This window comes from Acinetobacter sp. ANC_7682, assembly GCF_056779795.1.
On the sequence record NZ_JBWYIQ010000007.1, the window covers coordinates 1 to 23,303 of the forward strand.

Here is a 23,303-nt window from a genome sequence, read left to right on the forward strand (position 1 = left end):
GAAATAGACGGAAACGCTTTGGTCTAAGAATGAATTTAATTGCTGGAATGGTGAATTGGATGCTCTTAAATTAACTTTCGCAAGAGATCTAATGTATAAAACACATACATCAATGCGCATAATTCAAAATAATTCTCCGGATTAAATGAAAAAATAATAAAATTGATACGTAAAAAGCTCGATTAAAGATTATATTTGCAACATCCTATTCTAATTACTTGTTATTCAAATGCTTAAGGTACTGTGAAGTCATTATCATGAAAAAAACTCTACTTGCAGTCAGTTTAATTGCGCTTAGCCCGATGAGCTTTGCATTGAACCTCGTTGAAGCCTATGAGCGAGCAAAGCAAACCGATCCAAATTGGCAAGCCAACGTGTTGCAGTATGAGGCTGATCAGTTAAATATAGGTTTAGCAAAAGGTAATTTGCTACCGACAGTAACCGTTTCAGGAAATGTGACGCGTAAAAACCAAGATGTAAATCGTTCAAGTACAGAATCGAATCCTTTTTTTAATAGTTCTGACCTGATCGCATCGACATCGACCACTCGTCAAATTGCGATTACTGCACGACAACCCATTTTCAGAATGGATGCTTGGCAGGGATATAAACAGGTAAAAACCTCAGTTCAACTGAGTGAAGTCACTTTAAAACAGCAACAGCAACAACATATATTGAATGTCTCTGAAGCTTATTTTAATGTACTACGTCAACAGGCTTTAACGCTCACTAACGCTCAAGAAGAAAAAGCATTATTCGAGCAGCTCAATATGATGAATGCCAAACTCAAAGAAGGTTTAGTTGCTGAAAGCGATGTGAGCGAAGCGAATGCACAATATCAAAATGCGCGAGCAAATCGAATTGCGACAGGTGTTCAATTAATCTTGGCACAAGAGCAACTTGCTCAGTTGATTGGACCTTACCAAGAAAAGCTCGCTGTTTTAAGTGATGATTTCGAGTATCAAAAGCCTGTACCGAATATCATGAGTGAATGGACTAAATTAGCTCAAGAACAGAATCTTGAAATTCTACAAGCGCGTTTGCAACGTCAATATGCCAATGATCAGCGACGTGTAGAGCAAGCGGCGCTTTATCCTCAAGTCGAAGCAGTAGCCACTTATGGTTATAGTGAACAGTCACCACAAACAGCTATATCAAGTGATGGGAAATTTGATCAGGTGGGTGTAGAAATGAACTGGAATGCCTATACCGGTGGACGAACTAAAATTAATATTGATAAAGCGACAAAAAATGTTGAAAAGTCGGAACGCCAATTAGAAGCTGCGATACGTAAAGCAACCACAGATGCTAAAAAATCTTACCTACAAATTGATATGGATAGTGCTACATTGCAAGCGCGCAAAGCTGCCATGGATTCTTCCGCATTAGTCGCGAAAGCATCCCAAGCTCAGTATGATGAAGGGCTTAAAAGTATGGTTGATGTGTTGCTTGCACAAAGAAATGCTTTTGCAACGCGATTAGATTTTGTGAATGCTCAATATGATTATGTGTTGAATGTGTTGAGGTTGAAGGCTTCTGTGGGTCAATTGAATGAAAATGAGCTTCGTCAAATGAATGCATGGTTAGTTGAAAAATAGAATAAATTGATTGTTTTGTCATCAAATATTCACAATTGATATGCTTTAATATGGCAAAAATTTCAATCCATTCACGCTGTGTGGAGTAATAAGACTTTGAGCTCTAATAATCCTGTACTTAGCCACCATATTTCTTCTCAATTTAACGAAGATTTGCAAGATGTCCATACCAAATTTATGGCGATGGGTGGTTTGGTTGAGCAACAAGTTGCTAATGCCATTCATGCTCTTTTAGACACCAATGTGAATTTGGCTGTAGATGTCCAATTTCAGGATAATACGGTAAACCGCTACGAGCGTGAAATTGATGAAGGCTTGACTTTGATTTTAGTACGCCGTCATCCTGCTGCAAGTGATCTGCGTATGGTGATTGCAATGAGCAAGGCCAATACCGATTTAGAACGTATAGGTGATGAAGCAGCTAAAATTGCACGTATAGCCCAAAATCTATGTGAAGAAGGTGAGTCACCTCGTGGTTATATGGAAACACGTCATATCGGTAACCAAGTTCGAGTAATGATTCATGATGCATTGGATGCATTTGCACGCGTTGATGCAGAGCAAGCACTAAAAGTATTGTTGGCTGATGCAGATATCGATCGTGAATATCAATCTGCTACACGTACATTAATGACTTACATGATTGAGGATCCTCGTCATATTTCTCGTGTTCTGAATGTCATGTGGGTGCTGCGATCTCTAGAGCGTATTGGTGACCATGCGCGTAATATTTCTGAACAAGTGATTTATATGGCTAAAGGCTACGATGTTCGTCACACCAGTGTGGAAGAGATTGAGGAAAAAGTTCAAGGTAATCATTAAAATAGAATTCGTCTCAAACACAAAAAACCTCGAATATCGAGGTTTTTTATGTGGACACTAAACTTGAGTTCTGTAAAACATATAGACAAAAAAATTCCTAGATTTTGGGGGAAATCTAGGAAGGAAAACTGATGAAACAGTACGCTGTTATTATTATTTGTTCACTCATAATCTTGCTATGAAATAATAATATTTAAATTATGTGTAAAGTTCAGCTATAAAAGTGTGATTTTGTGTAATTTAATATTAATAAAATGTAAGCTAGTTCACACTTAAGTATCTTATTCAATCCTGCCTATTTTATTGGTTTATGTCAATTATCATGATGATTTAAAAGTATTTTAGAATCATTGAAATAAAAAAAGCCCTGAATATCAGGGCTTTTTTCAAATTCATACTTATGCAGATTTTGCTTCAGCAGGTGCAGATAACATATGACCTGTTTCTTCAAAATTAGAATGCCAAGAGAGCGCTTCTGTAAGTAGGTGAGGGGTTTGTCCACCTTTAGCACATGCACGATCAAAATAGTCGTTTAATGCATCTTTATACAATGGGTGAACACAGTTATCAATGATTGCACGTGCACGTTCGCGCGGTGCAAGACCACGTAAATCAGCAAGACCTTGTTCAGTCACAAGAACGTCTACGTCATGGCCTGTGTGATCTACGTGAGATGCCATCGGCACTACAGATGAAATGTCACCGCCTTTAGCGATTGATTTAGTCACGAAGATTGCGATATGCGCATTACGTGCGAAGTCACCTGAACCACCAATACCATTCATCATTTTTGAACCACATACGTGTGTAGAGTTCACATTGCCGTAGATGTCAAATTCAAGCGCAGTATTGATCCCGATAATCCCTAAACGGCGTACCAATTCTGGGTGGTTTGAAATTTCTTGAGGGCGTAATACAAGTTTGTCTTTGTATTGCTCAAGATTGTTGAATACTTTTTCACCATAACGTGCAGAAAGTGTAATTGATGAGCCAGAAGCGAATTTCATTTTACCAGCATCAATTAATTCAAAAGTACAGTCTTGAAGTACTTCTGAGTACATGATGAGATCTTCAAAATTCGATTCTTTAAGACCCGTTAATACCGCATTGGCAATTGAACCAATACCTGCTTGTAATGGACCTAAATTTTTAGGAAGACGTTCTTCAGCCACTTCTTTTTCAAAGAATTCGATTAAGTGGTTTGCAATTGCTTGAGTCTCATCATCTGGTGCAGTTACTGTTGATGGAGAATCATGGAATTCGCTGTTAAATACGATGCCAACAATTTTAGCAGGATCGATATTAATTGCGTGTGTACCAATACGCTCATCGACTTGAGTGAGTGGAATCGGCTGACGTGTCGGACGATAAGATGGGATATAAATATCGTGCAAGCCTTCGAATGCTGGGCTTAAATTTGTGTTAATTTCAACAATTACTTTTTCTGCAAAGATTGCAAAGCTTGCTGAGTTACCTACTGAAGTAGTTGGAATGATGCCACCATCTTCAGTAATTGCTACAGCTTCGATGACTGCAATATCAGGCTTTTTCAATTGTTTATTACGCATTTGTTCAACAGTTTCTGACAAATGCTGATCAATAAACATTACTTCGCCTTGATTGATCGCCTTACGCAAAGTATTGTCGACTTGGAAAGGTAGACGACGAGCCAATACGCCAGCTTCAGTTAACTGTTTATCTAAGTCATTACCCAAAGACGCACCAGTGATTAAAGTGATCTTTAAAGGGTTTGTATGAGCGCGTTTTACCAATGCCAATGGAACTGCTTTAGCTTCACCAGCACGCGTGAAACCACTCATACCTACGGTCATGCCATCTTCAATAAACGTTGAAGCTTGTTCAGCTGAAATGACTTTTTCATGAAGTGACTCTAAACGAATGCGATCTAAAGACATGGTTTACTCTTCTCTTGATATTCTGGATCTGGCACCGATTGTACCGATCAAGCGAGCCATTTTGCATACCTGTTAGGCTAAGGTCTAATTTTTTCAAAAAATGCGGATATAAAGATATATTATGGTTTGTAAGATATTGTTTTTTATATTTAATTTTCATTGTGGTGAATAATTAAACCAATTCAACCGTTCAACTATTCACCATTCATCAAAATCGTTCGGTGATGGTTTGCCTGATTTTATCTAAGGTGCTATTGGTTGAAATATCAGCAACTTGAGGTGTTGAACGGGGCAGTAGAATGATAGCTTCAAGACCTCCTTCAGGACGATTATGAATTTTTAATTCACCTTCGTGAATATCTACAATTCGTTTCACAATGGCTAATCCGAGACCACTCCCTTGGATGGTACGTGCTTCATTGCCACGTACAAAAGGTTGCATAAGGTCTTCAATTTGATCTTCTGGGATTCCATCACCGTGATCAGCAACACAAATTTTTAGATGATCTCCCTCGACTTTCGCACTTAGTTCAATGGGTTCAGCACCATAACGCTTAGAATTATTAATTAAGTTACCAATTAAGCGCTTGAGGGAAAGCGAACGCGCAGTAATCAGTGGGAGTTCTTCTGGTTCAAAGCGAATATCCAGGGGTTTAAACTGAATAACTAATTCTTGCAAAAGGGTATTGATATTGGTTTCTTTTAGGTCTTCATCTGAACCATCACGCATGTAAGAAATAAACTGATTAAGAATGGCATCCATATCATCCACATCAAAGATTAAGCCTTCTTTCAAGAAGTCATCATCTGACATCATTTCAGCACTCAGTCGAATTCGAGTGAGCGGGGTTCTTAAATCATGTGAAATACCAGCCAACATAATTTGACGATCACGTTCAGTGAGCTCCAATGTATAAATCATATGATTAAAGGCTTGGTTGACTTGGCGGATTTCCAAAGGTCCGTGGTTCGTCTCAAGATAGGGGGCTTTTCCAGTTTTACTATAGCTATTTGCTGCATTTTGAAGTCGGCGTAGTGGGCGATTGAGCTGTCTCACTAAAGTTAAGATAATCATGGCTGAAATCAGCGGTACGCCAAGAAACCATGCCAAAATCAATTCGGGGCTATAATTCGCATAAGTTTTTAACGGCTCTTGAACCCAATTCCCGTCCATTTCTGGAGTTTGAATCCAAATACGTGGACTGGGTTTAAATTGGAAATAGACAGTGACTTCAGGTACGTCGAGTTCTTTGGCTAATCGTTTTTCAACTTGATTCGTAAAGAATTCAGCGATGACTTTGTCACGCTGGTTGGGGAATGCAGCAGGGTCTGTAACGTATTCAATTCCAACACGCTGTTTTAACCATGTGTCAACCTCAAGTTCAGTGTCACCATGAAAAATTCGAAGGTCAGGGTTGTTGATAATTTCGAGTTCAACTGCAAGGTAGCGTGCATGCTGTTGAATCTCTGGCAAATAGAGGGTTTTCCAAAAAAACCAAAGTGACATAAACAGACTAAAGAACACCACAAAAACAACCAAAACTGTTGTTCTCATTGCAGCGGAGCGCGGCTTGATTTTGTCAAGAAAGCGTTCCCATTTCGTTCGTTTTCGCTCTGAATACGCAACAAACTCATTAAATTTTTGTGGGTCAATAGGATCAAGTTTCACGGTCTAACCTGAGAATTTGGGCTTAAAAAGAATAAGTGCATGTAATTGTTCAATACATAAAATAAAGACCCCGACATCATTGATGGCGGAGTCCATTGTTTAAAAATTATTCTGCACCATCTGGTACGAATACGTATCCCACACCCCACACCGTTTGAATATAGCGTGCACGAGCCGGATTTTCCTCGATTAAACGACGTAAACGAGAGACTTGAACATCAATAGAGCGTTCCATTGCTCCCCATTCACGACCACGTGCCAAATTCATTAATTTATCACGTGTCAACGGTTCACGAGGATGTTGCACCAATGCTTTGAGTACTGCGAATTCACCAGTAGTTAAGGTCACCACTTGACCCTCACGAGTCAATGTTCGAGTCGATAGATCGAGTGACCAAGGACCAAATGAAACCACTTCAATATTCTGGCTTGGTGCCCCAGGAACCTCACGCACTTGTCGACGTAGTACAGCTCGGATACGAGCTAACAATTCATTTGGGTTGAATGGTTTTGGTAGATAGTCATCAGCACCTGCTTCAAGCCCTGCAATACGATCAGAGTCGCTACCACGTGCAGTGAGCATAATAATAGGCGTGTCGATGTTAGACTGCCTTAAACGACGACAAATGCTTAAACCATCTTCTACAGGAAGCATAAAATCTAAAACGATGAGCGAGAAAAGTTCACGTTGTAATAACCGATCCATTTGCGTGGCATCATGTGCGGTTTTAACCACAAAACCTTTATCTTCTAAAAACCGTTGTAAAAGGGTACGAAGACGCACATCATCGTCGACGACCAGAATGCGTTCAACTCTGTCAGTGTCATTGTGTACTACATCAGTATTTTCAGCAGGTACAACTAAACTCATGATGCACTCCCTTAAAAGTTGTATTTATAAATATTCATTTGTCTCAGTATAATGCCTAAGTTCTTGTTAAGACTATGTATCAAATTGCTCAAAATTACAATTTTAAGTGTGTTCTGAAACCAAATCACAACATGTATTGACCTGTTTTTAGGCAAATAATATAAAATAAAATCGCTATTCAATATGAAGCTAATTTGAAGTGCTATTGAAAGCAAGAAATTTACATCAAAATCAGAAAAATAAAGTGATTTTAAAGAGTTAAATGTTTTAGTTCATTGTCAAAGTGATGACACAATGACGCATTACACTCAAATAATTGATCAGAGACTTCACCTGAAGATTTTTCTCTGGGAGGTAAAACTAGAAAAATTGAGACTTTTATTTAAAATTTCATTGCAAATATTCAAAACAATTGTGGATTTTATAGTCTCGGTCTTTATAATCACTAACTTTTAGTCCTTATCCTTGTGGAATTTAACACGATGACTGACTTAGTTCAGCAGTTGGCAAGTGAACTTGCCGTACGTCCAAACCAAGTAGAAGCTGCCATTAAGCTGATTGATGAAGGTTCTAGTGTTCCATTTATTGCACGTTACCGTAAAGAAGTAACTCAAGGCTTAGACGATACGCAGTTACGTCAACTGGATACCCGATTAACTTACCTTCGTGATTTATTTGAACGCCGTGAAAAGGTCATTGAATCACTGAAAGAACAAAATAAACTCACGGATGATTTGTTAGCTCGCGTCAATGCCGTTGAAACAAAAAATGCATTAGAAGAAATTTACGCACCGTATCGTCCAAAACGTACGAGTAAATCATTTAAAGCAAAAGAGGCTGGTTTAGGCCCAATCGCTGAAAAAATCTATAATGAAAATGTTGAACCTGCAGAAGCTTTAGCAGGATTTAATCATGAAGATTATCCTGATTTAGAGAGTCAATTAGACGCTGTTCAGCATATTCTCATTGATGACTGGGCACAAAATATTGCACTCACGACAGAGCTTAAAGCGATGTTTGCAAAAACAGCAGTGTTGAAAAGCTTAGTTGCTAGTGAAGAGAAAAAAGAAGTTGGTAAAAAATTCCGTGACTACTTCGATTTTTCTGAAAATTTAAACAAAGTTCCATCACATCGCTTATTGGCAATGTTACGTGGACGTCAAGAGAATGTACTCGGTCTAAAAGTTGATGGTGAAAATGATGCTCCTTTGGCGCGCATTGAAACTGAATACAATCTTGATCAAGTTCAACCTCAAGCCCGTCAAGATTTTCTGAAGCAAACTGCAAAATTATTCTGGCTCGGCAAAGTCCGCCCTACAATTGAGCATTCACTTCTGACAGAAAAGCGTTTGGCTGCTGAAGCAGAAGCAATGCAAGTATTTGCAGAAAATTTACGTCATTTGCTTTTATCAGCACCAGCAGGTTCGCGTACTACTTTAGGTGTGGATCCTGGTATCCGTACGGGTGTGAAATTGGCTGTCGTGAATGCATCTGGAGATGTATTGGCACACAGCACGATTTATCCTTTCGCACCTAAAGAAGATAAAGAAGGTTCGATCAATGAATTGGCACGTTTATGTCGTGAATTCAATGTTGAGCTAATTGCTATTGGTAACGGTACCGCGAGTCGTGAAACAGAAGCTGTTGTTGCGGAAATGATGGCTGCTCATGCTGATCTTAAATTAACGCGCGTGTCTGTATCTGAAGCTGGTGCTTCAGTATATTCAGCATCTGAATTGGCTTCACAAGAATTACCAGATTTAGACGTATCGATTCGTGGAGCAGTATCTATTGCGCGTCGTTTACAAGATCCATTGGCTGAACTTGTGAAGATTGATCCTAAATCAATTGGTGTAGGTCAATATCAACATGATGTGAATCAAACAGGCTTGGCAAAAACGCTTGAAGCTGTAGTGGAAGACTGTGTGAACTCAGTTGGTGTAGATGTAAATACAGCATCTTCAGCGATTTTGGGTTACATCGCAGGATTAAACAAATCTATAGCACAGCAAATTGTAGACTACCGTAAAGAGAATGGTCGTTTTGATAATCGTCAAGATTTGAAAAAAGTACCACGCTTAGGTGAACGTACTTTTGAGCAAGCTGCGGGTTTCTTACGTATTCAAGATGGTTCAGAGCCATTGGATGCTTCAGCAGTTCATCCTGAGTCTTATGGTTTAGTCAACAAGATTGTTGAAGCGAAAGCGACCACTGTAAAAGATATTATTGGCAATACTGAAATCATTCGTCAGGTTAAACCTGAAGAGTTTGTTGATGACAAATTTGGATTACCAACGATCCAAGATGTTTTGGCGGAGCTTGAAAAACCAGGTCGTGATCCACGTCCAGAGTTCCGTACAGCGAAGTTCCGTGATGACATTACTGAGGTTTCACAACTGACTGAAGGCTTAGAGCTTGAAGGTGTAGTGACCAATGTAACGAACTTTGGTGCATTTGTTGATGTTGGTGTTCATCAAGATGGTTTGGTTCATATTTCAGAACTAGCGAATGAATTTATTTCTGATCCACATAAGTTTGTGAAACCAGGGCAAATTGTTCAAGTGCGTGTGTTACAAGTTGATGTGGAACGTAATCGTGTGAATTTATCGATGCGTCCTGCAGGATCTGAAGCACCTGCGAAGGCACCGCGCCAGCCACGTCGTGAAACTCAAGGCCAGCAAGAGCAACGTGGTGAGCGTAAACCACACGCGAAGCGTCCTCAGCAAGCACGTCCACACGGTGATCGCCCACAACATGCGAAAAAACCTCAGCAGCAGAAACCACAAGAACCGAAGATTGGTGGTTTAGGTGCATTATTATTACAAGCAGGGGTTAAAGGTTCGAAGTAATCTTTAATCAGGTAAAAAACCTCCCATATGGGAGGTTTTTTTATGCTTATGTTTTTAAATAAATGAAGAACATCAAGGTGATTTATTTTAAATGTAAACTTTAAGATGGTATAAAACAACAAGAAAAACTTAATAATCAATTCATCACTTCAAAATTATTTTTAACTTTATAAGTCATATAATTAAGAGAAATTAAACATGAGTATATCTCAAAATGAAGAGCTGAAACCTCGATTTTATAGTCGTGATTTGCTCTCAGGTCTGGTTGTTTTCCTTGTTGCACTTCCGCTTTGTTTGGGCATAGCTCATACATCAGGTGCACCACTCATTTCAGGCATTATTGCTGGGGTGATTGGTGGAATCGTTATTGGTTTTTTTAGTGGCTCTCATATCAGTGTATCTGGTCCCGCTGCAGGCTTAGTGGCGATCGTATTGACCCAAATTGAATTACTACAAGGTAATTATCAAGCCTTTTTGTTCACATTTTTTTTAGCTGGAATTTTACAAATATTATTTGGTATTTTTAGGTTAGGCGTTTTCTCAAACTTCGTACCCACCAATGTGATTTTGGGATTACTTGCCGCGATTGGTCTATTACTGATTATCAGTCAATTACCTAAATTGATTGGTTTGGACGTCAAAGGATTTGCTTTGATTGATCAATGGTCAATTCAATCTGTACTGAGTCATATTGATATTGGCTCAGGATTAATTGGTCTAAGTTGTATTGCGTTAATCCTACTGTGGGATAGTAGTAAATTAAAAAAAACTGCCGCTGCCTTCGGCCTTGATTGCGGTGATATTTGCTGCACTTCTCAACTTAATCATGTTGAAAATCGGCTCTCCATATGCAGTAAACCTTCAACAATTGATTAATCTTCCGAATATCTTTTCTGGTTCAGAAACGATTTTCCAGTTTCCAGATTTTTCGTATTGGAATAATAGTTTAATTTATACGGGTGCAATTACATTAGCGGTGGTGGCTTCTCTTGAAACACTGTTGAATTTAGAAGCTGCGGATAAGATGGATCCACAGAAGCGTTCATCACCACCGAATCGTGAATTATTTGCACAGGGTGTTGGAAACTCTATATCAGGATTGATCGGTGGTATGCCGATTACTTCAGTCATTGTTCGTAGTTCAGTGAATGCAACCAGTGGAGCTAAAACTAAATTTTCTGCAATCTTTCATGGTTTTTTACTGATTGTTGCAGTGGTGGCTCTCACTCCATTAATCAATGCGATACCGCTATCTTCATTGGCAGCAATCTTAATCTTGACTGGATTTAAATTGGCAACACCAAGCCTATTTAAACGGATTTATGCGCAAGGTTGGAAACAATTTTTACCTTTTATTGTCACGGTAGTTGCAATCATTGCAACTGATTTACTGAAAGGCATCATGATTGGTCTAGTGATCAGTTTATTGATTATCTTACAGAGTCATTTACACCGTGGTGTACGTGTGATCCATGAAAAACACTTGCATGGTTCACTTACCCGTATTGAATTAGCACCGAATTTAAGTTTTTTAAATCGTGCCGCACTCGTCACCGCTTTAGAAAAAGTTAAACCGCATGAAAATGTGCTAATCGATGCATCCAATACCTATTATATTGATCCAGATATCTATCAAATTATTAAGGACTTTCAAAGTGAAGTGGCGGTAAAGCAAGGGATAAAAGTTAATTTACAAGGTTTTAAAGCACATTATCCAGAAATAAAAGAGGACGAGCTCGATCTTGATGTGAGTACGCAAGAACTCCAAAAACAGCTCAGTCCTGATCAAGTTTTACAGATGCTAAAAGACGGGAACTTGCGTTTTATTAATCATCAGCGTTTACACCATAATATTGCTCGCCAGATTCAAGTCACGTCAAATGCAGGGCAACATCCTATTGCTGCAGTGTTGGGTTGTATGGATTCTAGAGCTCCGACAGAGCGCATTTTTGATGTAGGAATCGGTGATTTATTCAGTTTGCGTATTGCTGGAAATATTGCTGGTCAAAAAGTCGTGGGCTCTTTAGAGTTTGCATGTAAAACCAAGGGTTCAAAACTGATCGTGGTATTGGGGCATACGGACTGTGGTGCGGTAGGATCTGCTTGTCATTTATTTGAGCAAAAAGTGGATTTGAGTCAACTAAAAGATACACCGAACGTTCAGCATTTATTGAAGCCGATTATGCAGGCGGCGGAAACAGTCAAAAATGATATGAGTAATTATCAACTTACAACCAATTTTATTGATGCCGTGACTGTGTTAAATGTGCGAAATAATATTAATTATATTATTAAAAATAGTGATACGCTAAGAGACATGATTGAGCGTAAAGAGATTGGGATTGTTGGCGCAATCTATGATGTGAAATCTGGTCAAGTCAACTTTTTATCTTAAATGATCTCATTTCATCAGTAAGTGATATTAAAAACCTCCCAAATGGGAGGTTTTTAATTTACCCATTAATCATGGGGACAATCCAGCTGGTTAAGATCAATAAAATCCCGAGATGACCTAATTTTCGTGAAATTTTTACGAATTTTGGAACTGATTGTTCGATCTTTTGTGCATAGTCTTGTAGGTTGGCAGCTTTAGTTTGGCGGCTATGCCACAAGAATACGGCAAGATCGATACAGATGAGAATAGTGCCCACATCAGCAACAACGTCTAAAACTTTAAATTCTTGAGTATAAAAACCGAGAGTAACTTGATAAATGAGGAATATCGCAAATGCGATGGCTGCACATTGCAGCACTAAAGCTAAACCACGCATAAGTACAAAGCATAAAATCAATAAGATGCAAGTTTTATAACATAACTCTGCCGCCTAACGAATGATCTCAAAATTTTTTTTACGCCTAGATTTGAACCCAATCATGATTAGCACTAAATAAGATTCGGTAAGATCAAGCTGAATGCAATAGTGCCTAAACCTATTTTTGACAAATGATATGCATAAGACTTTGGTGCTTTGGCATGATTCATCTGCTGTTGATCCAATTCAGTTTTATTTTGAGCATCGGCTGGTTTTATGTTGAATCCCAGCTCAAGCAAAATTAAAAATAAACCTAGCTGTAATAAGGTGTCGAATGAGTAATGTTGCTGAATAATCATGCTCATGATTTGAGTAAAAATCAAAACAGCAACTGCTAGAAAAAATAATCTAAAAAAATAAATTTGAGCCATGACAAACTCCTATTTTATGTTTTGATCATGGCGTTTAATTCTTAAAGAATAATTAAAATCACCCAGTGAAAATGTAACAAGATCATCTCACAAAGTACTTAAATTAACTTGTTCGATCACCAATGTTCGCCAGGAAATAGTCGGGCATATGCACGCTGTACAATGTTTAATTTCTCTTGGCGACCGACAGAAGCAGTAGAGCTTGGAAATAAATTAAATCCAATCGACATCAATTTATTATTAATATCAGGTGCAATCGCATAAGTAATTGATGCAAGTTTTCCAAGACCAGTCGCTACCTTTTTCGGACGGTTTACAATAGCACCAGCGATTAAATCTGCAGCTTGATTCGGTGAAAGTGCTGGCACGTATTTATATATTTTAGTTGGAGCGATCATCGGCGTTCTGACCAAAGGCATGTAGACCGAGGTGATAGCGATATTATGCGCATGTACTTCAGCTGATAGGCAACGGCTAAATGCATCCAATGCAGCTTTTGAAGCGACATATGCAGAGAAGCGTGTAGCATTGGCTAATACACCAATTGAACTAATATTAATAATATGTCCACGTTCACGGTCTATCATATGTGGAAGGACATTTAAAATGAGGCGAACAGCACCAAAATAGTTGAGTTGCATCGTGCGTTCAAAATCATGAAAACGGTCGATGGACTCATGGACTGCACGGCGAATCGAACGACCTGCGTTATTAATTAAAATATCAATATGTGTGACGCTATCGAAGATTTGTTGCGTTACAGCATCGATTGAACTCATATCATTCAAATCACAAGGAAAAATGTCAGCTTTTCCCCCTTTTTGCTCAATCTCATATTTTACTTGTTGTAAAGTTTCCTCAGTTCGTGCCACCAATAATACATGCGCACCTGCCGCAGCCAATTGATGTGCAACAGTTAAACCGATACCACTGGATGCGCCTGTAATCAGAATATTTTTTCCATGGACACGTTTTTTAAAACGCTGTTCTAATTTTTTATTCACTTCATTCTCCCTGTAAATGCAATGAATTGTGCAACACGTATTTTCCAACGTGTCATACAAATCAGCATAGTGGAAAAATGAAAATAAACCATGGCATAAGTTTATGAATTTATTGTAAAAATTAGAGTAAATGCTCTAATTTTATATTGTGGTAATACGAATAAAATAATTGAAAAAGACGATATGGTAAATGAGGATAAAGCCCCAGTCATGAGGCTTTATTTCTAATGTATTACCAAGATTAAACTTGAGCGAGCGCTTGTTCTAGGTCGGCGATTAAATCGTCAGCATGTTCGATTCCAATAGATAAGCGAACCATATCCGTAGAAACGCCAGCAGCTTTTAACTCTTCTTCATTCAGTTGGCGATGCGTTGTAGTTGCTGGGTGACATGCTAAGCTTTTTGCATCACCGATATTCACCAATCGTGTGAATAATTGTAGGGCATCAATAAAGCGAGTTCCGCCTGCTAAGCCATCCTGTACACCAAATGAAAGAATTGCTGAAGGTTTGCCCTTAACGTATTTCTGAGCTAAAGCATGTTGCGGGTGATCAGGTAGTGCTGCGTAATTTACCCATTTTACTTTTGGATGAGCTTGTAAATATTGAGCAACTTTTAAAGCATTTTCAGTATGACGTTCCATACGTAAACTTAATGTTTCTAAACCTTGCAGGATTAAGAAAACATTTTGTGGGCTAATCGCTGCACCTGTGTTGCGTAATGGCACGACACGAGCACGTGCAATATAAGCTGCTTCACCAAGTGCTTCGACATAGTTCACGCCGTGATAGCTTGGATCGGGCGTATTTAACGCTTTAAAACGATCAGGATATTTGCCCCAAGGGAATTTACCGCTGTCAACAATGATACCACCGATCGAATTACCATGTCCTCCGATATACTTGGTTAAAGAGTGAACAACAATATCTGCACCAAATTCAAAAGATTTTTGAAGCACTGGTGTAGCAACCGTATTGTCCACAATCACAGGAATGCCAAGTTCATGTGCAATCTTGGAAATCGCTTCTAAATCAATAATATTGCCGAGCGGGTTACCAATAGACTCAACGAAGACTAATTTAGTTTTTTCATCAACAAGTGCCCGCAAACTTTCTGGATTTTGATAATCGAAGAAGCGCACTTCGATCCCTTGTTTTGGTAGCGTATGTGCAAATAAATTATATGTACCACCATAAAGTGTAGATACAGAAGCGATATTGTCCCCAGCTTCAGCAATGGTTTGAATGGCATAGGTAATGGCTGCCATACCTGATGCAAGTGCTAATGCGCCGATCCCACCTTCGAGTGCTGCAATACGTTGTTCAAGCACAGCAGTCGTTGGGTTCATAATCCGTGTATAAATATTCCCAGAGACCTTTAAATCGAATAGGTCTGCGCCATGTTGCGTATTATCAAATGAGTAAGACGTCGTTTGATAAATGGGTACCGCAACTGCTTTAGTCGTTGGTTCAGGTGAGTATCCAGCATGGATGGCGAGGGTTTCGTCCTTATATGTCATTTTGAGATCTTCTTGTGGTTTAAAAATTGTTCAATGAGAATATAGCACCCTAATCATATTATAAAATTTATAAAATATTGAAAAAGTTATCTAAAATTCTCATATGTTGCTCATTTAAAAGCCATATTCTTGTGCACTTTGAATGGTAAGTTTGATGAAAAAATAAACTTGTAACATTCCTTGCAAGTTCGGGCGTATGGCTTATGTTTTTATCGTATTCATCGTATAATGCTCCCTAATTATTTGTCCGCGATTTGTATTTACAGCGGATTTTGTTTTTTTTATAGAGGAGTCCTACGTGGCCCAATATATTTACACGATGAACCGTGTGTCTAAGATGGTTCCGCCTAAGCGCGAAATCCTTAAAGACATCTCTTTATCATTTTTCCCGGGCGCTAAAATTGGTGTTCTTGGTTTAAACGGTGCAGGTAAATCTACCTTGCTTCGTATTATGGCTGGCGTAGATAAAGATTTCTCTGGTGAAGCTCGTGCACAACCAGGTATCAAGATCGGCTACCTTGAGCAAGAGCCGCCATTAGATGAAACAAAAGACGTTCGTGGCAACGTTGAAGATGGCGTTCGTGAAGCACTTGATGCATTAGCTCGTCTTGATGAAGTTTTCGCTGAATATGCAGCTGAAGATGCCGACTTTGATGCACTTGCAAAAGAGCAAGAAAAGCTTGAAGCAATTATTCAAACTTGGGATGCGCATAACTTAAATAACCAGCTTGAACAAGCAGCGGCAGCGTTAAACTTGCCAGCTTGGGATGCTGATGTCACTAAATTGTCAGGTGGTGAGCGCCGTCGTGTGGCACTTTGCCGTTTGCTCTTGTCTAAACCCGACATGTTGCTTCTTGACGAACCGACGAACCATTTGGATGCATCATCTGTTTCATGGTTGGAACGTTTCTTAAAAGATTTCCCTGGTACAATCGTTGCGATTACGCATGACCGTTATTTCTTGGATAACGTTGCTGAGTGGATTCTTGAGCTTGACCGTGGTATGGGTATCCCTTATCAAGGTAATTATTCTTCTTGGTTAGAGCAGAAAAATGCCCGCTTAGAGCAAGAACAGAAGCAAGAAGAATCTTTTGCTAAAGCATTGAAAAAAGAACTTGAATGGGTTCGTTCTAATGCAAAAGGTCAGCAAAAGAAAAATAAAGCACGTATGGAACGCTTTGAAGAGCTTAACTCTCGTGAATTCCAACAACGTAACGAAACGTCTGAAATCTACATTCCACCTGGTCCACGTCTAGGGAACAAGGTTGTGGAAGTTGAAGGTATCAGCAAATCGTTTGGTGATCGTACGCTTTACAAAGATTTATCTTTTGTTGTTCCACCTTGTGCGATCGTGGGTATCGTGGGTGAGAACGGTGCGGGTAAAACCACACTATTCCGTATGATGACAGGTGAATTACAACCTGATACAGGTACGGTAACGCTAGGTGAGTCAGTTAAAGTGGCTTACGTGGGTCAGATTCGTGACACCTTAGATAACAATAAAACGGTTTGGGAAGAAGTTTCTGGCGGTTTAGATATCTTACGTATTGGTGAATATGAAATCGCATCACGTGCATATATTGGTCGTTTTAACTTTAAAGGCCAAGATCAGCAGAAGCGTGTAGGTCAATTGTCAGGTGGTGAGCGTAACCGTTTACAACTTGCGAAAATTCTACAAATGGGCGCAAACGTTATCCTTCTCGATGAACCATCGAACGACTTGGATATCGAAACTTTACGTGCGCTTGAGGATGCAATTTTAGTATTCCCAGGTACTGTAATGGTCATCTCGCATGACCGTTGGTTCCTAGACCGTATTGCAACGCACATCTTGTCATTCGAAGGTGAAACTCCAGAATTCTTCACAGGAAACTATGCTGAGTTCGAAGAATACCGTCGTAAACGCGATGGCGATGATCTAGTGGCTAAGCGCCAAAAATATCGCAAAATTGGTGGTTAATTCCATCTAATAAAAAAACCAGCCTTCAGGCTGGTTTTTTTATGAATTAATTTTATGAAAATGCTAAAAGACTATAAGTTTGAAGTAGAGTTCTTTTTGCATTTTCATTTCCAGCATTCGCTGATTGGTTCAGCCATTTTTCAGCAATTTGATAATTTCGATCCAAACCTAGTTCACCATTTAAGTAACTCAGACCTAATTGATATTGTGCTTCAGCATTCCCACGTAATGCATCACGTAGGTATAACCACATTTGATTTCGAGGGTTTAAGGATGTGGATGGCTCGAGATTGGATAAATTAGCCGTTCGAGTACGTTTTAGATCAAAGAATAGTGATTGAAATAGTTTTATTATCATTATGGTTCTCCTTGCTTATCCATGCAAAAATGAGATCTATTTCATTAAATTATGCTCTTTTGAAGGTTTTGTCTACTACTCATATATAAAATTTAAATTTATTTAATTTTAAGTCCTTAAAGCTCAAATGAGCTTTTAGGACTGATGAAAATAAACAATTAATTTTCCCATTCGTGATTACATTCACGGCATTTCCATTTCTTTTGAGATTGCATGAAGGCTTGCATCGAAATTTTGAAATCTGGTAAATCTTTCCAGAACATCACACCCGCAATCACTGCAATTAAAAATACTATCACAGTTGCAATTTGAAGTGTCTCGCCAGCACCATTGCTAAAAATCATCAGTACAACGCTAATAATGACCAATAATAGGAGTAAAAATAGAGTGGGTACGAGGATGATTAAGCTTTTAGGAACATTTGGTCGTACAGCAGGTGCATTGGCACTTGCTAAAGGAAGAATTTTACGACTTTGACATTTAGGGCATTGGTACTGCATGAGCGCTCCGTATTTCTTTTGCTTAATTCTATAACATCGAAACTAAAATCAAAAATGTATAGATGAAAAAAAACCACTGATCGAGGTCAGTGGTTTTTTAGAATTTGGCGTCCCTACGGGGATTCGAACCCCGGTTACCGCCGTGAAAGGGCGATGTCCTAGGCCTCTAGACGATAGGGACTTATGAGGCAACACAGTCAATGCTATAAAAGCAATCTAGGTATCAAGCTAAGTGCTCAATCTGTGTGAGCGCTATATTAGGGATATAACACTCATGCGTCAATAAAAAAATTAATTAAGCTTCATCAACTGCATCATTTTTCGGCAATTTTAAGCTTTCATTCAATTTTTCCCACACTTTAAGCTCTTTTTTACTTGGACCGCCAATGATTTCGAGTGCATGACGCAAGCGAGCAAAAGTCAAGTCAGGACCAATGGTCACCATGGTTTGCATCACTGGCGTAGAAGCAGTAGAACCCGCAATGGCAATAAAGAACGCAGGCATAAAGTCACGTAATTTAATTTCCATTTGTGCAGCTAAATCCATTAGCGTTTGGCTAACAGTGTCATTATTCCAAGTAAATAAGCTTTCTAAGCGCCAAATTGCAAATTGTAGGCTTTGACGAACTTGCTCTTCAGATAACTTTTTACTTTCGAATTGTGCTTTAGACAGTGTAGGGAAGTGATTAAAATAATGTGCTGACCAATTCACTGCTTCAGACAATAGGTTAATACGTGGTTGGATTGCGGCAGCAATCTCTTCTAACTTGGCACGATCTGCCTTCCACGCCAATAAAGTATCTAAAAGCTCAGCAGGGCTAAGTGATTTGATCCATTGACCGTTTAACCAATTGAGTTTTTCTACATCGAAAATTGGACCCCCAAGCGATACACGTTGGATGTCAAAATTCTCGATCATCTCAGCCAAATTGAACTTTTCGCGTTCATCTGGCATTGACCAACCCATGCGACCCAAATAGTTGAGTAATGCTTCTGGTAATACACCGATATCTTTGTAGTAATTGATTGAAGTTGGGTTTTTACGTTTAGATAGTTTTGACTTATCAGGGTTACGTAAAAGTGGCATGTGGCAAAGCACAGGCATTTCCCAACCAAAATATTGGTAAAGCAATTGGTGTTTAGGTGCAGATGGAATCCATTCTTCACCACGAATCACGTGAGTGATTTCCATTAAATGGTCATCAACAACGTTTGCTAAGTGGTAAGTTGGTAGGCCATCGGTTTTCAACAGAATTTGCATGTCAACTTGTGCCCATGGAATTTCTACTTCACCACGGAGTAAGTCATTAAATTTACAAATCCCTTCTTCAGGTACTTTCATGCGAATAACATGTGGTTCGCCAGCCGCTAAACGTCTTTCAACTTCTTCTGGCGTATGTTTTAGACCACGACCGTCATAACGAGGAGACTCACCACGTGCTTGTTGTTCAGCACGCATTTGATCTAATTCTTCAGCAGTGGCAAAACAATAGAATGCATGACCTTTTTCAACCAGTTCTAACGCATATTTTTTATAAATATCCATACGTTCAGATTGACGGTATGGTGCATGAGGACCACCCACATCTGGACCTTCTGACCAATTCAACCCTAACCAGCGCAATGAATCGAGAATCATTTTTTCTGATTCAGGTGTTGAGCGGAGTTGGTCTGTATCTTCAATACGTAAGATAAATTCACCGCCATGCTGTTGAGCAAAACATAGGTTAAATAATGCGATATAAGCAGTACCTACATGGGGGAAACCTGTAGGAGATGGTGCAATACGAGTACGAACTGTCATAGCCAGAAAAGTTATCAAATAAAAATTGGTTTTATTATAGCAAAAAGCCCAGTGGCTTAATGATTAATTCATTAAATCGGACTGGGCTAAATTTGGCTCAATTGGGGGAGATTGAGAAAAATATTGCTTAAGATGTGTGCTGAGGAAATAAACTTTGTAAAAAACGCGAAAACTGTTGGTGTTGTGATGCTAGGAAGTTTTGCGTTGGAGCATTCTTAATAGAAGTGATCACTTTAATCTGATCCATCTCTGAAGAAGGTTTGTTCTCAGCACGTTCACGTTTTTGTTGAGTCAATGCGCGTTCGATAGGTGTTAAAGACTTTTCAGCTACATTAGAGTTTTGTAGTGATTTAGCAGGGTTTTGTAACGCTGCTGCATGTGTCTGGCTCATACCAAAAACACATAAAGTTAAGCTTAACGCTTGTAAATAGAACAAATTCATTTCAATTTTCCCCTATTTTGAATTTATTGTAAGAGTAATTAGGTTTACATTTTAACCATAAAATTCACAAAAGTAAAAATGCATCACACTTTCTTACAGTTTTTATTCAACAATCCTTAAGTTACTCAACCTGTAGCTGAAATAAATTTTGCCTCTTTTTATCAATAAAATATGGAGATTCGGTGAAGATATGATGTTAGGGGGTAAAATTTAAAGAGAGTTTATGTGATAAAAATGCAATTCATATGAATAGAATTTATATAAAATTTAAATATTTACAATGAATTAATTCGTCTATTGAATACATTGTGACTGAAGTAAATAAAAAATATAGTGCAATTCATAAATGTAATAAAAAAGAGATTTTAATGAATAAGCACTTTTTCAATAAATTATTGGGAACAATGAGTCTTGGGGCATTGTTGTTCAGTATGACTGCACAAGCGAATACATCATTTTTAAATGTTTCTTATGATCCCACTCGCGAATTTTATCAAGAATATAACCAAAGTTTCGGTGAGTTTTGGAAAAAACGTACTGGTCAAGAGGTGCAATTTAAGCAATCTCATGGTGGATCTGGCAAACAAGCACGTGCTGTAGCAACAGGATTACAAGCAGATGTTGTGACCTTGGCACTTGCAAATGATATTGAAGAAATTGTAAAAGCAGGTTATATCAATAAAAATTGGCAAAAAGAATTTCCAAATAATTCAGCACCCTATACATCTACTATTGTCTTCTTAGTAAAAAAGGGTAATCCAAAAAATATCAAAGATTGGAATGATTTAGTTAAGCCAGGTGTTGAAATCATTACCCCAAACCCAAAAACAGGTGGTGCGCCACGTTGGATTTATTTATCTGCATGGGGTTATGCGCTTAAACAGCCTGCTGGAAATGATGCGAAAGCTCGTGAGTTAGTCAAACGACTATACAAAAATGTCAAAGTGTTAGATTCAGGAGCCCGTGGATCACTCACGACCTTTGCTGAACGTGGAATTGGTGATGTTTTACTGTCTTGGGAAAATGAAGCACTCTTAGCGACGCAAGGTTTGGGTCAAGATAAATTTGAAATTATTTATCCATCCATTTCAATCCTAGCTGAGCCTTCTGTTGCCATCGTGGATAAAACCGTTGATAGAAATGGGAATCGTAATCTCGCAAAAGGATATCTTAACTATCTGTATTCACCTTTGGGGCAGGAATTAGCAGCTAAACATAATTTTAGACCACGTAATGAAAAAATCGCAGCTAAATACAGTGCTAAATTTCCAAAGGTACAATTATTTACCATCGATAAAGTATTTGGTGGTTGGGCGAAAGCGCAGCAAACGCACTTTGTAAATGGCGCGATTTACGACCAAATTTCAGCAGAAAAATAATCTACTTTTAGACCTTATGTGAATGGATCGCGACATGCTATCCATTTTTTTCTTATAAGTAATACATAAAATACTATATATTTGAATATAGGCTGTGTTTAAGATGATTTATGAATTAATTCATAAACTTGAAAGAAAAAATGGTAGCAATATAACGTAAACCACATCTCCAAATTAAATTGATGAATATGATTTTATTTCATATATTTAGCTTAATTATGTATATCTAGATTTTTGACTATGAAAATTCAATTTAAAGCCTTGCTTGCAGCGGGCTTACTCGCAACAGGTTTATCGTTCAGTGTATCTTCTCAAGCAGCACAACGTGATTTCCTGAACGTATCTTATGATGCGACTCGTGAATTTTATGATGAGTTTAATCAGTCATTTGGTCAATATTGGCAGTCAAGAACTGGAGTGAAAGTCAACTTTAAACAATCTCATGGTGGCTCAGGTAAACAAGCACGCTCTGTGGTTGATGGCTTGAAAGGTGACGTTGTCACTTTGGCTTTGGCAAATGATATTGAAGAGATCGTGAAATCGGGTCAAATCAATAAAGGATGGCAAAAAGAGTTTCCTTATAACTCTGCACCTTATACATCAACCATTGTTTTTATGGTGCGTAAAGGTAACCCTAAAAAAATTCAGGATTGGCAAGATCTTGTTAAGCCGGGTGTAGAAATCATCACACCAAACCCTAAAACAGGTGGTCTACCACGCTGGGTATATTTATCAGCTTGGGGTTATGCACTCAAACAACCAGGTGGTAATGAAGCGAAAGCAAAAGACTTTGTTGGCAAGATGTACCATAACGTCAAAGTGATGGACTCTGCGGCGCGCGCTTCTATGACGACATTTGCTGAACGTAAAATTGGCGATGTGTTGCTCACTTGGGAAAATGAAGCACTGGTCACTCAAAAAGCCTTGGGCAAAGATCAGTTTGATATTGTTTATCCATCTATTTCGATTTTAACAGAGCCTTCAGTTGCCATCGTTGATCGTACTGTAGATAAAAATGGCAATAAATGGTTGGCAACTGGCTATATCAACTATTTATATTCACCATTAGGTCAGGAGATGGCTGCTAAGCATTTCTATCGTCCGCGTAATGCTGAAGTGTTAGCAAAATACTCAAAACAATTTCCTAAGTTAAAAACATTCACCATTGATGAGGTTTTCGGTGGTTGGGCAAAAGCACAACAAGCACATTTTGTGAATGGTGCGATTTTTGATCAGATTTATAACAGTCGTCGTTAATATACTGAAGTAATTGAAAATTAATAAAAAAGCCTCCAAGTGAGGCTTTTTTATTTGAACATTCCAGTGAATGAAACGGTTTTGCCTATAGAAAGTAAAATTTACCTACAAAAAGTCGTTTGGAGCTTTATTAAAACAAGGTAATAATGTGCAGTTAAATTTTTAGATGTT

General features: G+C 38.5%; 17 protein-coding genes, 1 tRNA gene and 1 pseudogene. 7 read left to right on the forward strand and 12 right to left on the reverse strand.

All coding sequences use genetic code 11. The features are described from left to right. Nucleotides 1-257 precede the first annotated feature (257 nt). A complete protein-coding gene (abuO, locus tag AC1M9D_RS04285) occupies nt 258-1,598 on the forward strand; it encodes a multidrug efflux outer membrane protein AbuO (RefSeq protein WP_481611568.1) in 1,341 nt (446 codons plus the stop codon). 96 nt (nt 1,599-1,694) lie between these two features. Next, nucleotides 1,695-2,420 carry a phosphate signaling complex protein PhoU gene (gene phoU, locus AC1M9D_RS04290; protein WP_035263928.1) on the forward strand — a complete coding sequence of 242 codons (726 nt, stop codon included), beginning with the start codon at nt 1,695-1,697 and terminating at the stop codon, nt 2,418-2,420. 398 nt (nt 2,421-2,818) lie between these two features. Here the strand turns inward: phoU and AC1M9D_RS04295 are convergent, their stop codons facing one another. The 3 genes from AC1M9D_RS04295 to ompR all read right to left on the reverse strand — a co-directional run bounded on the left by AC1M9D_RS04295 (nt 2,819) and on the right by ompR (nt 6,876). Continuing rightward, nucleotides 2,819-4,336 carry an acetyl-CoA hydrolase/transferase family protein gene (locus AC1M9D_RS04295; protein ID WP_481611569.1) on the reverse strand — a complete coding sequence of 506 codons (1,518 nt, stop codon included), beginning with the start codon at nt 4,334-4,336 and terminating at the stop codon, nt 2,819-2,821. A 208-nt stretch (nt 4,337-4,544) separates the two neighbouring features. Continuing rightward, nucleotides 4,545-6,005, reverse strand: a complete 1,461-nt coding sequence (locus AC1M9D_RS04300; RefSeq protein ID WP_481611570.1) for an ATP-binding protein — start codon at nt 6,003-6,005, stop codon at nt 4,545-4,547. Nucleotides 6,006-6,111: 106 nt separating this feature from the next. Next, nucleotides 6,112-6,876: an osmolarity response regulator transcription factor OmpR gene (gene ompR, locus AC1M9D_RS04305; protein WP_481611571.1), complete on the reverse strand. Its 765-nt coding sequence runs from the start codon at nt 6,874-6,876 to the stop codon at nt 6,112-6,114. A gap of 482 nt (nt 6,877-7,358) precedes the next feature. Between ompR and AC1M9D_RS04310 the strand changes: the two genes are divergently transcribed. Both AC1M9D_RS04310 and AC1M9D_RS04315 read left to right on the forward strand, forming a co-directional pair. Continuing rightward, complete coding sequence (locus AC1M9D_RS04310; protein ID WP_481611572.1) at nt 7,359-9,725, forward strand: Tex family protein; 2,367 nt, start codon at nt 7,359-7,361, stop codon at nt 9,723-9,725. A 198-nt stretch (nt 9,726-9,923) separates the two neighbouring features. Continuing rightward, nucleotides 9,924-12,120, forward strand: a pseudogene (locus AC1M9D_RS04315) (bifunctional SulP family inorganic anion transporter/carbonic anhydrase). A gap of 58 nt (nt 12,121-12,178) precedes the next feature. On the opposite strand, the gene AC1M9D_RS04320 reads toward AC1M9D_RS04315, so the two are convergent. From AC1M9D_RS04320 to AC1M9D_RS04335, 4 genes are all read right to left on the reverse strand, one after another. Further along, nucleotides 12,179-12,496, reverse strand: a complete 318-nt coding sequence (locus AC1M9D_RS04320) for a hypothetical protein (protein ID WP_092767300.1) — start codon at nt 12,494-12,496, stop codon at nt 12,179-12,181. Between the two features lie 113 nt (nt 12,497-12,609). Next, nucleotides 12,610-12,909, reverse strand: a complete 300-nt coding sequence (locus AC1M9D_RS04325; RefSeq protein WP_035263939.1) for a hypothetical protein — start codon at nt 12,907-12,909, stop codon at nt 12,610-12,612. Between the two features lie 116 nt (nt 12,910-13,025). Beyond that, nucleotides 13,026-13,913: an SDR family NAD(P)-dependent oxidoreductase gene (locus AC1M9D_RS04330; RefSeq protein WP_035263940.1), complete on the reverse strand. Its 888-nt coding sequence runs from the start codon at nt 13,911-13,913 to the stop codon at nt 13,026-13,028. Between the two features lie 241 nt (nt 13,914-14,154). Next, a complete protein-coding gene (locus tag AC1M9D_RS04335) occupies nt 14,155-15,432 on the reverse strand; it encodes an O-acetylhomoserine aminocarboxypropyltransferase/cysteine synthase family protein (protein ID WP_481611573.1) in 1,278 nt (425 codons plus the stop codon). Nucleotides 15,433-15,730: 298 nt separating this feature from the next. Between AC1M9D_RS04335 and ettA the strand changes: the two genes are divergently transcribed. After that, nucleotides 15,731-17,392 (forward strand): energy-dependent translational throttle protein EttA, encoded by a 1,662-nt coding sequence (gene ettA / locus AC1M9D_RS04340; protein WP_035263944.1) that lies wholly within the window; start codon nt 15,731-15,733, stop codon nt 17,390-17,392. A gap of 52 nt (nt 17,393-17,444) precedes the next feature. Here the strand turns inward: ettA and AC1M9D_RS04345 are convergent, their stop codons facing one another. The 5 genes from AC1M9D_RS04345 to AC1M9D_RS04365 all read right to left on the reverse strand — a co-directional run bounded on the left by AC1M9D_RS04345 (nt 17,445) and on the right by AC1M9D_RS04365 (nt 20,496). Further along, nucleotides 17,445-17,750 (reverse strand): hypothetical protein, encoded by a 306-nt coding sequence (locus AC1M9D_RS04345; RefSeq protein WP_481611574.1) that lies wholly within the window; start codon nt 17,748-17,750, stop codon nt 17,445-17,447. 158 nt (nt 17,751-17,908) lie between these two features. Further along, a complete protein-coding gene (locus AC1M9D_RS04350; protein ID WP_035263946.1) occupies nt 17,909-18,250 on the reverse strand; it encodes a zinc-ribbon domain-containing protein in 342 nt (113 codons plus the stop codon). A 105-nt stretch (nt 18,251-18,355) separates the two neighbouring features. Beyond that, nucleotides 18,356-18,431, reverse strand: a tRNA-Glu gene (locus AC1M9D_RS04355). Between the two features lie 114 nt (nt 18,432-18,545). After that, nucleotides 18,546-20,054, reverse strand: coding sequence for a glutamate--tRNA ligase (gltX, locus tag AC1M9D_RS04360; RefSeq protein WP_481611575.1), 1,509 nt, complete (start codon nt 20,052-20,054; stop codon nt 18,546-18,548). 127 nt (nt 20,055-20,181) lie between these two features. Continuing rightward, nucleotides 20,182-20,496: a DUF4179 domain-containing protein gene (locus AC1M9D_RS04365; RefSeq protein ID WP_481611576.1), complete on the reverse strand. Its 315-nt coding sequence runs from the start codon at nt 20,494-20,496 to the stop codon at nt 20,182-20,184. A 404-nt stretch (nt 20,497-20,900) separates the two neighbouring features. Between AC1M9D_RS04365 and AC1M9D_RS04370 the strand changes: the two genes are divergently transcribed. Both AC1M9D_RS04370 and AC1M9D_RS04375 read left to right on the forward strand, forming a co-directional pair. After that, the gene (locus AC1M9D_RS04370) at nt 20,901-21,875 is read left to right on the forward strand and encodes a sulfate ABC transporter substrate-binding protein (RefSeq protein ID WP_481611602.1); all 975 of its coding nucleotides are present in this window, start codon (nt 20,901-20,903) and stop codon (nt 21,873-21,875) included. 240 nt (nt 21,876-22,115) lie between these two features. Next, entirely contained in the window at nt 22,116-23,132 is a 1,017-nt protein-coding gene (locus tag AC1M9D_RS04375; protein ID WP_481611577.1) for a sulfate ABC transporter substrate-binding protein, read from the forward strand. Nucleotides 23,133-23,303 lie beyond the last annotated feature (171 nt).

Bases quoted from the DNA above. Each gene is read 5' to 3' on its own strand.
- abuO (WP_481611568.1), top strand. From the start codon at position 258: ATGAAAAAAACTCTACTTGCAGTCAGTTTAATTGCGCTTAGCCCGATG.
- AC1M9D_RS04295 (WP_481611569.1), bottom strand. From the start codon at position 4,336: ATGTCTTTAGATCGCATTCGTTTAGAGTCACTTCATGAAAAAGTCATT.
- ompR (WP_481611571.1), bottom strand. From the start codon at position 6,876: ATGAGTTTAGTTGTACCTGCTGAAAATACTGATGTAGTACACAATGAC.
- AC1M9D_RS04310 (WP_481611572.1), top strand. From the start codon at position 7,359: ATGACTGACTTAGTTCAGCAGTTGGCAAGTGAACTTGCCGTACGTCCA.
- AC1M9D_RS04320 (WP_092767300.1), bottom strand. From the start codon at position 12,496: ATGCGTGGTTTAGCTTTAGTGCTGCAATGTGCAGCCATCGCATTTGCG.
- AC1M9D_RS04325 (WP_035263939.1), bottom strand. From the start codon at position 12,909: ATGGCTCAAATTTATTTTTTTAGATTATTTTTTCTAGCAGTTGCTGTT.
- AC1M9D_RS04335 (WP_481611573.1), bottom strand. From the start codon at position 15,432: ATGACATATAAGGACGAAACCCTCGCCATCCATGCTGGATACTCACCT.
- AC1M9D_RS04345 (WP_481611574.1), bottom strand. From the start codon at position 17,750: ATGATAATAAAACTATTTCAATCACTATTCTTTGATCTAAAACGTACT.
- AC1M9D_RS04350 (WP_035263946.1), bottom strand. From the start codon at position 18,250: ATGCAGTACCAATGCCCTAAATGTCAAAGTCGTAAAATTCTTCCTTTA.
- gltX (WP_481611575.1), bottom strand. From the start codon at position 20,054: ATGACAGTTCGTACTCGTATTGCACCATCTCCTACAGGTTTCCCCCAT.
- AC1M9D_RS04365 (WP_481611576.1), bottom strand. From the start codon at position 20,496: ATGAATTTGTTCTATTTACAAGCGTTAAGCTTAACTTTATGTGTTTTT.
- AC1M9D_RS04370 (WP_481611602.1), top strand. From the start codon at position 20,901: ATGAGTCTTGGGGCATTGTTGTTCAGTATGACTGCACAAGCGAATACA.
- AC1M9D_RS04375 (WP_481611577.1), top strand. From the start codon at position 22,116: ATGAAAATTCAATTTAAAGCCTTGCTTGCAGCGGGCTTACTCGCAACA.